The sequence below is a fragment of the Enterococcus sp. DIV1726a genome, from assembly GCF_051710985.1.
Lineage (GTDB): Bacteria > Bacillota > Bacilli > Lactobacillales > Enterococcaceae > Enterococcus_B > Enterococcus_B hirae.
This window is the reverse complement of the sequence record NZ_JBIOLS010000001.1, coordinates 2,264,855-2,277,781: the sequence shown is the minus strand read 5'-3', so window position 1 is coordinate 2,277,781 and position 12,927 is coordinate 2,264,855. Positions and strand designations below refer to the sequence as shown.

10 protein-coding genes are annotated in these 12,927 nt (G+C 37.0%); 7 read left to right on the top strand and 3 right to left on the bottom strand.

The features are described 5' to 3' along the window. Nucleotides 1-80 precede the first annotated feature (80 nt). The 3 genes from IGJ27_RS10325 to IGJ27_RS10315 all read right to left on the bottom strand — a co-directional run bounded on the left by IGJ27_RS10325 (nucleotide 81) and on the right by IGJ27_RS10315 (nucleotide 2,722). Complete coding sequence (locus IGJ27_RS10325) at nucleotides 81-725, bottom strand: lytic polysaccharide monooxygenase (protein ID WP_010720753.1); 645 nt, start codon at nucleotides 723-725, stop codon at nucleotides 81-83. A gap of 343 nt (nucleotides 726-1,068) precedes the next feature. After that, nucleotides 1,069-1,716: a lytic polysaccharide monooxygenase auxiliary activity family 9 protein gene (locus IGJ27_RS10320; protein ID WP_010737182.1), complete on the bottom strand. Its 648-nt coding sequence runs from the start codon at nucleotides 1,714-1,716 to the stop codon at nucleotides 1,069-1,071. 133 nt (nucleotides 1,717-1,849) lie between these two features. Beyond that, nucleotides 1,850-2,722 (bottom strand): helix-turn-helix domain-containing protein, encoded by an 873-nt coding sequence (locus IGJ27_RS10315; RefSeq protein WP_178305736.1) that lies wholly within the window; start codon nucleotides 2,720-2,722, stop codon nucleotides 1,850-1,852. Between the two features lie 217 nt (nucleotides 2,723-2,939). Between IGJ27_RS10315 and IGJ27_RS10310 the strand changes: the two genes are divergently transcribed. From IGJ27_RS10310 to iadA, 7 genes are all read left to right on the top strand, one after another. Further along, the gene (locus IGJ27_RS10310; protein ID WP_178305737.1) at nucleotides 2,940-4,673 is read left to right on the top strand and encodes a fibronectin type III domain-containing protein; all 1,734 of its coding nucleotides are present in this window, start codon (nucleotides 2,940-2,942) and stop codon (nucleotides 4,671-4,673) included. A gap of 561 nt (nucleotides 4,674-5,234) precedes the next feature. After that, the gene (locus IGJ27_RS10305; protein ID WP_178305738.1) at nucleotides 5,235-6,254 is read left to right on the top strand and encodes an NAD(P)H-dependent glycerol-3-phosphate dehydrogenase; all 1,020 of its coding nucleotides are present in this window, start codon (nucleotides 5,235-5,237) and stop codon (nucleotides 6,252-6,254) included. Nucleotides 6,255-6,285: 31 nt separating this feature from the next. Continuing rightward, on the top strand, nucleotides 6,286-7,155 hold the full coding sequence (gene galU / locus IGJ27_RS10300) for a UTP--glucose-1-phosphate uridylyltransferase GalU (RefSeq protein ID WP_034700586.1): 870 nt from the start codon (nucleotides 6,286-6,288) through the stop codon (nucleotides 7,153-7,155). Nucleotides 7,156-7,324: 169 nt separating this feature from the next. After that, a complete protein-coding gene (locus IGJ27_RS10295; RefSeq protein WP_178305739.1) occupies nucleotides 7,325-7,681 on the top strand; it encodes a hypothetical protein in 357 nt (118 codons plus the stop codon). Between the two features lie 780 nt (nucleotides 7,682-8,461). Further along, a complete protein-coding gene (locus IGJ27_RS10290) occupies nucleotides 8,462-9,061 on the top strand; it encodes an SIS domain-containing protein (protein ID WP_178305740.1) in 600 nt (199 codons plus the stop codon). Nucleotides 9,062-9,737: 676 nt separating this feature from the next. Continuing rightward, the gene (gene yfcC, locus IGJ27_RS10285) at nucleotides 9,738-11,477 is read left to right on the top strand and encodes a putative basic amino acid antiporter YfcC (protein ID WP_010720745.1); all 1,740 of its coding nucleotides are present in this window, start codon (nucleotides 9,738-9,740) and stop codon (nucleotides 11,475-11,477) included. Nucleotides 11,478-11,712: 235 nt separating this feature from the next. Continuing rightward, nucleotides 11,713-12,897, top strand: coding sequence for a beta-aspartyl-peptidase (gene iadA / locus IGJ27_RS10280; RefSeq protein WP_178305741.1), 1,185 nt, complete (start codon nucleotides 11,713-11,715; stop codon nucleotides 12,895-12,897). The last annotated feature ends 30 nt before the right edge of the window (nucleotides 12,898-12,927 follow it).

Here is a 12,927-nt window from a genome sequence, read left to right as displayed (position 1 = left end):
CATACTGGTATGTTTTTTTGTTATGACATGGATCAAGTGAGCGATTTGATCCGTGTGTTGATATGTTGATAGCAGAATTTTTATGAATTGTTTGATAAGTCAGTTAAGAGATTACGAGGTTGGATATTCGCATCAATCACATTGTAAAAGGCATTTGAAGTATCATTCACATCCCAAACGGCTAAGATGACATGATAACCGAGATGATCACCTGGAATAGTGATCGTGTGTGTTAGATTTGTGTCGGCATCTTTCCCGTGACCGTCTACCTCACCTATAAATTGAAATTCATCGCGGGATAATGGTTTGTTTGGATTCCAATTATTTTTCGTGATATAGTAATGCCATTTAGCTGTTTTATGCGCGGCAGTATAAGACCAAGTGAATTTCGTTGGACCAGTTGAAAGGTTTTGTTTTGTCCAAATAGTAGCAGTTTGTTTGTCTAATTCAAATCCTTTGACACCATTTGCGGAAGCAATTTTTCCATCTGCAGGTCCACCATTTGGGAATCCTTTAGGTGCTTCTAGTGATTGTGGCTCAGTAATTATTTCACCGTATTTTTCAAGAGCTGCATGCCAATTCTTCTTACTGTCTAATTCTCCTTGATAGGCACGACTGATAGGTTTCTCCACATAACCGTGAGCATCCACATTAACTGTCGATAAGGCAGTTAAACCAGTTGTTGCTAAAACGAGACCTAATCCTACGACTAAACTTTTTTTCATCTTGATTCCCTCCATCAATTGCTTATTATGTGAAATAAATTTTTTCACAAAAATAGTATAAAACGAAAGGAGAAGAGGGTTAAATATTGTTTGTTATTGCAACAAAAAAAGTATGGTTCCTAAAAAAGTTCGCTCAGTTCGCTATCATGAAAAAGCGTTCGATAAAAGATAACTTCTTTCTGATACGCTCTTATTATTGATGAGTGGCAAAAGTGAAACGAAAAAGATCCCACGATGTTGAGCCTAGCAATACTAGAACTACCCATCGTGGGAAAGATTGAGCAAATGTTTTCAATAAACAGTAAAGAAAATGAAGAATGATTGATTGTTCAGTTAAAGAGAATCACATGGATTCATTTAAATCATTTAAGATACTACGAGGTTGGATATTCGCATCAATAACATTGTAGAAGGCATTTGATGTATCACTTACATCCCAAACTGCTAAAATCACATGATAACCTATCCGGTCATTTGGGATCGTAATGGTGTGAGTTGGACTCGTGCTAGCTTGCGCACCTTTTCCTTGGACTTCGCCGATCAATTGAAGTTCATTGCGAGAAAGTGGTTTATTCTGGTTCCAACCTGGTTTAGTGATATAGTAATGCCATTTACTAGTTGGGTGTGATTGCGTATACTTCCAAGTGAATTTTGTCGCTCCCCCTGTTAAATTTTGTTTCGTCCATAGACTAGAAGTTTGCTTATCTAATTCAAATCCTCTTGCACCATTTGCAGAAGCGATTTTTCCATCTGCTGGTCCACCTTTAGGGAATCCCTGAGGAGCTTCTAGTGATTGTGGTTCATTAATGATCGGACCATATTTTTGAACTGCGAAATCATAGCCAATGTTTTCTTTATCCAATTGACCTTGATAGGCACGGCTAATTGGCGAGATAACATAACCATGTGCTGAAACATTGACGGAAGATAATGTTGTCAATCCTGTCGTTGCTAAAACCAAACCTAACCCTAATAAAGAACTTTTTTTCATATTATAACTTTCCTCCAAAATGATTTTTATGAAAAGGTTTTCTTTTCATGAATTTAGTATAACGAGGAGAACAGTAAGCTTAGATTGTTTGTCTAGCATTACAACAAAAATAACATCTTCCGGTTCGTTATTGTTAATTAGCTTTGTTTTGTAAACTGCTTTCAATCAATAAATTTTTGAGATTATTAAAATATTCTTTAGCATTAGTCAAATCTAACCACTCAAAAAAACGAAGACCCTTTTCGATTTCCGGGATGGCTGAATGATCGCCATCTGCTAATCGATCCAAAGCCGCAAATAATTTATACTGGGCAAGATCAATTGACTGTTTGTGGTTTTGCGTTAATCTTTTCAGTTCGCATAGAAAAAGTTTTCTAAGAATCGCAGAATGACGGTTAAATGAGAGGCGTAAACCATTAAGAATAAAATTAGAGAAAAGTTCTGAATAGTAGGTAGCGTCTATGTACGTTTTCATTTTTGATACACTGGTTTGAAAGAGATGGATGATGTATTGATCATCAAAAATAAACAAACAGTTTGAAAAAATCGTTAGTTCAAAATGTCCCCAGGTTTCAATTTTTTCAAGATAATTTTTGATCACAAAAATTTCTTCTTCTATTTTCAAATTGGTATCAGTATGGTTGTAGAGGTAGTTCATAATCAATTTTCGTTGGGCATAAATCAAACGATAGTAGATGCTGCCTGTTTTTTCGTATTCGTTTAGTAGTTCTAATTCTTGTTCGTGAGTGATTTTTTTGGATGAGATGAGATAGTTGGTTAATTTTTGTTTATTCGTAAGTGAATTGCTATTAAGAAGAAATTGATACTCTTCTAAAGTAATGTTCATTCGTTCAAGGTAGTTAACTAATAGTTCAAAACTGATCTTTGTTCCTCTTGATTCAAACGCTGCAAGGGTTCCTCGTTGTGAGATACCTCGTGTCAACTGTTCTTGTGTTAAGCCACGTTCTTTTCTTAACTTACGAATCAGAGACGAATGGTTAGTCATATCTTTATCCTCCTAGTGTTTTTTTATATATATTGTAGATGTTTTTTTAAATATATCACAAATGTAATAAAATTTAAATAAAGCGTCATTTTTGCGCGCTTTTAAAGAAAAAGTGCGTAATCGATTATTTGGGTGTTGCAATACTATGCAAATAATTGTAATCGTTTTAATTGGTGGTGTAATATGTTATGTAATAAAGAATAATGGAGGCGGTTTGATGAAGAAAAAACTAGTATTATTTTCTGTAGGCGTGTTTAGTGCAATAGTAAGTGGAGGTACGACGGTTTTTGCAGCTGATGCAGCAGACACGATGCCTGACCTCGCGAATAAACAAATTGCAGTCGGATACTATCATAACTGGCAAGCGGAACAAGGCGCAGGCTATCAAGGAGGTCGTCCAGCCGACATTGATTTGGCCAAAATAAATCCTTTTTACAATGTAGTGACGGTTTCGTTTATGAAAGGAGAAGGGATTCCTACTTTTAAACCTTATAATATGACGGATCAGGCCTTTCGTGAAAAAGTAGCAACATTGAATGCGCAAGGGCGAGCAGTCATTATTTCTCTAGGAGGAGCAGATTCACATATTGAATTACATCGTGGCCAGGAACAAGCTTTTGCGAATGAAATCATTCGGTTAGTAGAAGTATATGGCTTTGATGGATTAGATATTGATTTGGAACAAACTGCGGTGGCTGCTGGGGATAATCAAACAGTCATTCCGGCGGCATTAAAAATCGTTCGTGAGCATTACAAGAAAGAAAACAAACATTTTATTATCTCAATGGCGCCTGAATTTCCATACTTAAGAACAAATGGGGCATATGTACCATACATTACAGCTTTACAAAATGAATATGACTTTATTGCCCCTCAATTGTATAATCAAGCAGGCGATGGGATTAGTGTTGGGACGGAATGGATTGCCCAAAACAATGACAATAAAAAGTATGAATTTTTGTACGGGATTTCAAAATCATTTAATGAAGGAAGCGGTGGCTTTATCCAAATTCCGGCAAGTAAACTAGCTCTAGGGATCCCAGCTAACGAAGATGCCGCAGCGAATGGCTATGTTAAAGATCCTTCAAAGGTCTATCAAGTGTTTGAACAAATGACAAAAGATCAAACGCCATTAAAAGGAATCATGACATGGAGTGTCAATTGGGACGAGGGCAGAAATAAAGCTGGAATTGCCTATAATCAGTCGTTTGCGAATGCTTATCAAGGATTGTTCAAAGAGCAAGTACCAGATACTGAGAAACCTTCTAAACCAGAAAATTTAAAAGGAACCGCAACGCAATCAAGCATTTCATTAAGCTGGTCAGCTTCTACTGATAATGTGCGTGTTTCTCATTATAATATTTATCAAAACAAGCAACTCATTGGGACTAGTAACACAACCAATTATACGGTGAGCAATTTATCCCCTGACACAACCTATTCATTTACGGTTGAAGCAGTCGATACATCAGGAAATCGCTCAACATCGTCTGACGTATTAACGATCAGAACACAAGCTGGTTCACAATTACCAGCCCCTTCGATACCAACTGGTCTAGTAGTAAAAGGTGTATCGCAAAACTCTGTGACACTCGGTTGGTCTGCAAATGATCCGAAAGAAGAGGTCATCGGCTATGAAATCTATCGAAATGGCGTTCTATTAACAACCACGATGACACCAGATTTTATAGACAAGGGATTAATGTCTGATACGACATACACTTATCAAATCGCAGCAGTCAATTCTTCTGGTATTTCTAAGAAAAGTCAACAAGTGACAGCGAAAACGACAGCAGATAATCAAGCAGAAGAATGGAAAATTGGGAAATTATATAATATTGGTGATATTGTGACCTATAAAGGAAATCTTTACCGTTGTCGTAACATCCACATGGGACAAATCGGTTGGGAACCTGATGTGGCTTTAGTATTATGGCTGAAGATCAGTTAATAAAGTTAACAAAATAAAAAAAGAGTCAGAGTGCAGTATGTCAGGGCTATTACAATGAGGATGTAATGAGGACATACACATATAAAGCGCACTCTGATTTTTTTACATAAAATTGTCAGAATCAAAATATAAGATAAGCCACGCAACCATTTTACATGCTCTGATCTAAATAGTTATTTTCAGTTGTTCAGGATGAGAGAATAAACAAAAGAAGAAAACACACAGTTCAATCTGAATTCTGGTGTTTTCTTCTTTTATCATTTAGTAACGATCGTACAAAAGTGATGGGACAAACGATGCAACCCATATCGCTGGAATAAAAATAACTGAAACATTAATTAAAATGGCGGTGTAACAGACCACATATTCTAGCCCCCCTTTCTAGTTGATTCAATGATTATTTATATGATAATTATAACGCTTTGAATGACATAAAATTAAAATGTATCTTAATACAACAATGTCAAGTGTTAAACAAACTGTTAAAACGGGAAAAATAGTTTTCAACATTTAGAGTATCTATACTATAATAGTTACTATCAACTATTTGGAGGAATATCAATGAAACAAAAAATTGCAGTTTTAGGCCCAGGCTCTTGGGGGACTGCTTTAGCGCAAACCTTAGCAGAAAACGGACATGATGTTCGTATTTGGGGAAATGTTCCTGAACAAATCGATGAAATTAATCAGTATCATACAAATAAACAATTTTTACCTAACCTAAAAATTTCCGAAACGATTATCGGTTATAAAGAATTAGCAGAAGCAGTGAAGGATGTCGATGCGGTTTTATTCGTTGTACCAACGAAAGCTATTCGTTCAGTTGCTCAAGAATTGATTGAGAAAATGAATACTAAACCAATCATCATTCATGCAAGTAAAGGGTTAGAGCAAGGAACACATAAACGCATTTCTGAAGTTATTGCTGAAGAGATTCCAGAGGAAAAAAGAAAGGCAATCGTCGTGCTTTCTGGACCAAGCCACGCGGAAGAAGTTGCTGTTCATGATATTACGACCATTACTGCTGCAAGCATTGATCAGCAAGCGGCAATCTACGTGCAAGATCTGTTCATGAATGATTATTTTAGAATTTATACGAATAATGATGTCATCGGAGTTGAAACGGGTGCGGCTTTAAAAAATATCATTGCTATCGGTGCTGGTGCCATCCATGGATTAGGTTTTGGTGATGATGCAAAAGCGGCGATCATGACTCGAGGATTAGCGGAGATTAGCCGTCTAGGAGTGGCAATGGGTGCCAATCCATTGACATTTATTGGCTTGAGTGGTGTAGGTGACTTGATCGTGACTTGTACAAGTGTTCATTCTCGTAACTGGCGAGCAGGAAATTTGCTTGGTCAAGGACATAATTTAGAAGAAGTACTTGAGAATATGGGAATGGTGGTTGAAGGAGTCTCTACTACTAAAGCTGCGGTTGAATTAGCGGAACAACTAGGGGTAGAGATGCCGATCACACAGACAATCTACAATGTATTATATAATGGAGAAGACATCAAACAAGCAGCCAAAGAAATCATGTTGCGAGATGGTAAAATAGAGAATGAATTTTCATTAAGCTAAGGGCTTATATTGAAATGAAAGGACGGGGTGTATGAAAGTTAAGAAAGCAATCATACCTGCAGGTGGTTTAGGCACGCGTTTTTTACCTGCGACAAAAGCAATGGCTAAAGAAATGCTTCCTATTGTTGACAAACCAACGATCCAATTCATTGTTGAAGAAGCGTTAAAATCTGGGATTGAAGATATTTTAATTGTTACTGGGAAAGAAAAACGTCCGATCGAAGATCATTTTGATGCTAACCTTGAATTGGAATTAAATCTGCGTGAGAAGGGAAAACTCGATTTATTAAGTACCATCAAGGAAACGGAAGCTGTTAATCTTCATTTTATCCGACAATCTTACCCTAAAGGATTAGGGCATGCAGTTCTTCAGGCCAAAGCATTTGTAGGAGATGAACCATTTGTTGTCATGTTAGGGGACGACTTGATGGTGGATCAAGTCCCTTTGACAAAACAGCTAATGATGGACTTCGAGGAAACTCATTCATCAACGATTGCAGTGATGGAAGTTTTGCCAGAAGATACAGGAAAATATGGAATCATTGATCCTGGAGAGGAAGAAAAAACTGGGTTATATCGAGTAAGAAAAATGGTAGAAAAACCTACTCCTCAAGAGGCGCCTAGTAACCTTGCCATTATTGGACGCTATTTATTAACACCAGACATTTTTCCAATACTCGAAACGCAAACACCAGGTGCGGGCAATGAAATCCAATTAACGGATGCGATTGATACATTAAATCGCCATCAAAAAGTCTATGCAAGAAATTTTAAAGGGAGACGATATGATGTTGGTGATAAATATGGTTACATGCGAACCAATATTGATTATGGGTTACAACATCCAGAAATCGGCGCTGCCCTTAAAGAGTATCTGATACAACTTAGTAAAGAGTTATAATTTCTAAACTAAGGTACTTTTACTTGGTCTTATCTAGTTCGTTGCTTAAATTTTAGTAAAATACTTTTTGTTAGCTATTAAAATAAACGTCATTTTTCTTATTATGTAGTAATATAAAAGAGTTATGGCAAAATTGACTTTTAAATACAGAAAAGGTGTGTAGCTTTGTATGGGAAAATTGATTACAATCGGTCAAACACTTCTTGATGGATTGAAATGGCTGATGGAAGGAAATAACTGGTTGTTTTTGACTCCATTGGTGCTAATTTGTGGATATGTTTTCATTCAAATGGCTAGAAAAAAAGAGAAATTATTGATTTTTATCTGGTATTTAGCAACAATTTCTATTTTAAGTGTTATGCTTGAACTTGCTTTAGGTGCGTGGGAAGCTATGATTTTTGCTTTGATATTTATCATAGGTTATTTCGTCATCTTTATCCCTTATTTCTTTAGAGGCGTTCATATCGGCAAAAAAGGCAGACACACGGCTTCTCATCGCAGAACAAAACGATCAGATAAACGCTAAAAGCAGTGAGTTAAGAAAGTTGATCCATGTAGCTTGCAACTACGGTTATTGCTCGCTTGAGTTTTTCGTTAGAACAAAGCAACCGCTGGTTAAATCCATTTTATTTGGATGAGCGGTTGCTTTTTTGTCTGGTTTTAGGGTCTGAGTATGCCATTTAAGGAATGGGAGTTAGCGAAAAGCAGTAGGGGAGAGTCATCTTGGTAGGCTAAACAAAAAAATGATCATGACATATTTAATTGTGGACGGCAAATTTATTTATTTAAGTAGATATTGGCTGTTATCATTGTTAAAAAATAAATCTAAAAACAAGAATCCTATCGTGATAGGATTCTTGTTCAGTTAAAAAAGTTGATTTATATGTCAAGAAAACAGACCATGGTTTTTTTATTTTTTCGGACTTGCACTTGTCTGATAGATTACTTAAAATGATTAAAGATAGAAACAGCAGAATAAAAAAAGGCTCCCTAATAGTTAGCGGCAACTAACTATCAGGGAATGACCAGTCACACGTATACACCCTGACCGATCATTTGCCATAGTCAATGCAAGGCATCGACCGTATTTATTGTACCTAATTTCTGGGGAGATTTCTACCCTTGTGTCGGTTTTTCGATGGTCGGTAGCTCGTTTATTTACTATGTCAAGGTATTGGGCAGTATGCTCAATGCCTTTTTTTATCTTTCATTTTCAAGCAAAAGGTTGATACGTCTTAACTGATTTCTTTTTTTATGTTTTAGTGCACTTGCTGTTTTTGTTGTGAAATTAAAGGTGGAGAAATAAATGAGTTTACACTATTTTGATTATTATCAGCAACTAGAAAAGAAATTAAGAATCGAAGAACCCTTGATGGTTCAAGCTGCTTCTTTAATTGCTCGTCAAGTTTCATTAGGTGGACGTTTACAAATCTTTGCTAGTCGTACACTAAGCGGGATAGCATTTGAGTTTTGGGAGCATTTACCTGAAATGATACCGGGCAAGTTAATTGAAAATCCGGCAAATGGGATATATGAAACTTTGGAAGGAACAGGAAAAGCGATCATTGATCAGCTCTCTGTCAAACAAGCAGATATTTTTCTACTTCTTTCCAATGAAGGCAGGGATCCAAGTATTGTGGAGTTAGCTCAATGGATCAAGTCAAATGGTCATTTACTGATTATTGTTACTGGATTTGATCTCTCGCGAAGTATCAAATCACAACACAGTAATGGGTTGCGACTGTTTGAATTTGCTGACCTAGTATTGGATAACCATGCACAAATGAATGATACCGCTTTATCATTGTCAGAAGTTGAGCTTGCTCTTTGTGATAGTTCCTCTATCGCTACCATATTACTATTGCAGCAAACCCTATATTTTACAGTCTGCCAGCTGATTCGTTAGGGAACGTAAAAATAGAATGAATGGAAACATTGCCTTGAAGTAGATGAAAAAGGGACACCTTTGAATAAAACTAGGAACATTCGGCGATTTCTAAGTGTTAGTGTAAAAAGTAGAGCAAGGTAACATCTTTTTTCAATAGTTAAAACAAGCAAAATATCACAAAGAAGAGACAAAAAAGAATTCACTTGAATTCTTTTTTGTCTCTTAATACACGTTGATGAAAGAGTCTTCCCCAAAACTCTTTACATTGCAATTATAGTACATTAGTTATGATTATTGCAATGAAGATTGTTTATAGATTAAAAAAGTCTGAAGCAGCTATTTTTCTAATAGACTATCTGTTTTTTTATTCGTTTTTTCGGATAAATAATGAATAAAAAATTCTATTTATATCGAATATTGAAAAAATATACATATTTTAAAAATGATAAAATATAATTGGTTTTTATTCATAAATAATAAAACAAGTAAAGATATCATATGAAACTAATTGATTATATCCTTGCATCACAAAATACAAGAGAATTATTTAACTTTTTTTGGTTGCTTTTAACAAAAATAAAAAAGATTGCTTTAATAGATAATTAATGTGTTTAGCGTTTTTTTGCTGTATAATCTAATCTGATATTGATTGTTTTATTCATAAAAATTTAAAGATAGAAAGGAAGACTTCATAGTGAAGAAGCAAGTGTCTTCGGGGAAATCCAAACGGGATCTCACAAAAATGACGACACCCCATACTTATGTCATCATTTTTGGAGTGGTCATCCTTGCTTGGTTGCTGACATTTATTGTACCAGCAGGAAAATTTAGTACACAAGATATCGAATACCAAGATGCAAACGGAGAAACAAGTACGCGAACTGTATTACGCCAAGATTCATTTCGTTATGCTTATGCCTTGGATCGCTCCTATGTATTTGATCAATTAGAGAAGTTACAAAATGATCCGACGGAAAGAGAGAAATTAAAAGTCCCTGAAAAAGGGTTAGAAGAAGTGATCTCTGAAGGTGAAAAGAAATTAACGCAAGAAAAGTTAGATGAAATCTCTTTAACAGATGATGTACTTTATGACCAATTTGGCGAACGCATTTATGATACTTCAAAAAAACTCCATAAAACGGCTCGAGTATGGGGGACCGATGATTTTGGTGGTTTCGGATTTTTGAATTTTGTCTTTGAAGGGTTAGTTTCAGGAGACAAGTATGGATCGGCTGTCGGAATCGCTGCACTTATTTTAGTTGTTGGTGGTGCTTTTGGAATTATCATGCGCACCGGGGCAATTGATGCAGGGATCTATGCTTTCATCAGTAAGACAAGGGGACTGGAGCGTTTAGCCTTACCGCTATTATTTTTTGCTTTTTCATTCGGTGGCGCGACATTCGGCATGGCAGAGGAAGTCATTCCTTTTTCTATGGTGATGGTCCCATTTGTGATAGCTCTTGGTTATGACTCGATCGTTGCAGTAACAGTCACGTATGTCGCCTCTCAAGTCGGAAATGCGACTTCCTGGATGAGTCCGTTTAGTGTAGCAGTTGCTCAAGGGATCGCTGGCATTCCAGTGTTATCGGGTGCGACGTTCCGATTGATCATGTGGGTCGTTATCACAGCGTTATCTGCTGGCTATTTGATGATTTATGGGGAGAAAATCCGTAAAAACCCTGAAAGCTCATTGACGTATAAATCGGATGATTATTTCAGAAGTCATTTGAAAAAAACAACCGACGAGAAAAAAGCGTTTATGTTGGGACACAAATTGATTTTACTTGAAATGCTCATCGTATTGGTTTGGATCGTTTGGGGTGTTACGCAAGAAGGGTATTATATCCCAGAAATTGCTTCACAATTTTTTGTTATGGGATTAGTCGCAGGGATCATTGCAGTAATCTTCAAATTGGATGGCATGCGGATCAATGATATTGCCTCTTCTTTCCAATCGGGTGCTGCTGATCTAGCTGGAACAGCAATCGTTGTAGGGATGGCAAAAGGGATCTTATTAGTATTAGGTGGCTCAGATGCTTCTGTTCCTTCTGCTTTAAACACCATTTTACATGGCATCGGTACAGCTTTAGCAGGAGTACCAGCGGCTATCGGAGCGTGGGCAATGTATATTTTCCAAAGCCTGTTTAATTTAGTCGTGACATCCAATTCTGGTCAAGCGGCGTTAACGATGCCAATCATGGCACCACTTGCTGACTTAGTAGGGGTCTCTCGTCAAGTAGCTGTATTAGCTTATCAATTAGGCGCTGGATTTATGGATGCCTTTACCCCTGTATCAGCTAGTTTGATTGGTGTCTTAGGTGTTGCACGTATCGAGTGGGCAAAATGGGCAAGATTCCAAATCAAAATGCAAGGCTTCTTTTTTGTCCTAGGTACTATCTTTATCATGATTGCTATAGCAATCGGCTTACAATAGCGAAGCAATAAAGTTAAGGCTAGTGAAGAATCCACGAATCGTGTTTTTTCTGATGACAGAGGAACTCGATGCTTTTTCAAACTTACTAGCCAAAAAGTTGACTTATAGAAAGCAAGCCGAAGAGACTGAAAATAGTTTGTCTTATTTTCATTATTCTTCGGCTTTTTTATACTAAAAATAGTTACTTTTGAAACAAAGAAAATCAAAATATCGGTATCAGAAAGGATGAAGTCAAATGAAAATCATTCGTCAAATTGAGGTCTATGCACCAGATTATTTAGGGGTCATGGATGTATTGATTGCCGGGGATAAAATTATTGCGCTTGAAGAAGCGTTGACCGGTGGCTATGCTGAGTTAGAAGTGGAAGAAATTTCCGGTAGTGGGAAAGTGTTGACACCGGGCTTTATTGATTGCCATTTTCACCTTTTAGGTGGAGGTGGAGAGGGCGGTTTTCAAAATCGTACGCCAGAAGTAACTTTAAGTCAATTGACGACAGCGGGTGTAACAACAGTTGTTGGGTGTTTGGGAACAGATGGTGAAGGTCGTGACATGACTGCACTTATCAGTAAGGCAAAAGGCTTAGAAGCAGAAGGAATCTCAACTTACGTCTATGAAGGTTCTTATCGGTTACCACTCAAAACGGTTACGGATTCAATCATCAAAGATTTTTTGACAATTGATAAAATCATCGGAATTGGCGAAATTGCTGTTTCTGACCATCGATCATCTCAGCCTACATTTGAAGAATTTTCTCGAGCAACTGCTGATGCCCGAGTAGGAGGTATGTTGTCTGGTAAAGCTGGTATCGTCAATGTCCATTTAGGTGGAGGAAAACGTAAACTAGAGTTATTAACAAGGGTAGTTGAGGAAACCGAGATTCCGATTACGCAATTTTTACCTACCCATGCCAACCGCACGCCAGAACTTTTAACAGCTTGTATCGAGTTTGCGAAAAAAGGTGGGACAATTGACTTCACAGCGAGCGAAGATCCTGATTTTTGGGAACGAACAGATGGGGAAGTCCGCTTTAGTAAAGCTTTAAAACAGTTGATCGAAGCTGGCGTTTCCCTTGATCATTTTACAATGTCATCTGATGGACAAGGAAGTTTACCTTACTTTGATGAAAAAAATCACTTTCTTGGTATGGGTGTCGGAAGCGCAAAATCACTACTGGTAGGTATCAAAGAAGCGGTAGAAAAAGAAGAGATTCCACTTGAAGTAGCCTTGCGAGCAATCACAGTCAATCCCGCTCGTGTGTTAAAGCTGGTGCGAAAAGGAACAATCAAAGTAGGGAACGATGCTGATCTATGTATACTTGACAAAGAAACCTTAGCCATCGAAACAGTGATCGCCAAAGGACAAGTAATGGTTGAAAACAAAGAAGTTAAAGTGTGGGGAACCTTTGAAAAAACGATCTAAGAGCATACTGTTTGTCTGTTTTTCAAGTTG

Bases quoted from the DNA above. Each gene is read 5' to 3' on its own strand.
- IGJ27_RS10325 (WP_010720753.1), bottom strand. From the start codon at position 725: ATGAAAAAAAGTTTAGTCGTAGGATTAGGTCTCGTTTTAGCAACAACT.
- IGJ27_RS10320 (WP_010737182.1), bottom strand. From the start codon at position 1,716: ATGAAAAAAAGTTCTTTATTAGGGTTAGGTTTGGTTTTAGCAACGACA.
- IGJ27_RS10315 (WP_178305736.1), bottom strand. From the start codon at position 2,722: ATGACTAACCATTCGTCTCTGATTCGTAAGTTAAGAAAAGAACGTGGC.
- IGJ27_RS10310 (WP_178305737.1), top strand. From the start codon at position 2,940: ATGAAGAAAAAACTAGTATTATTTTCTGTAGGCGTGTTTAGTGCAATA.
- IGJ27_RS10305 (WP_178305738.1), top strand. From the start codon at position 5,235: ATGAAACAAAAAATTGCAGTTTTAGGCCCAGGCTCTTGGGGGACTGCT.
- galU (WP_034700586.1), top strand. From the start codon at position 6,286: ATGAAAGTTAAGAAAGCAATCATACCTGCAGGTGGTTTAGGCACGCGT.
- IGJ27_RS10295 (WP_178305739.1), top strand. From the start codon at position 7,325: ATGGGAAAATTGATTACAATCGGTCAAACACTTCTTGATGGATTGAAA.
- IGJ27_RS10290 (WP_178305740.1), top strand. From the start codon at position 8,462: ATGAGTTTACACTATTTTGATTATTATCAGCAACTAGAAAAGAAATTA.
- iadA (WP_178305741.1), top strand. From the start codon at position 11,713: ATGAAAATCATTCGTCAAATTGAGGTCTATGCACCAGATTATTTAGGG.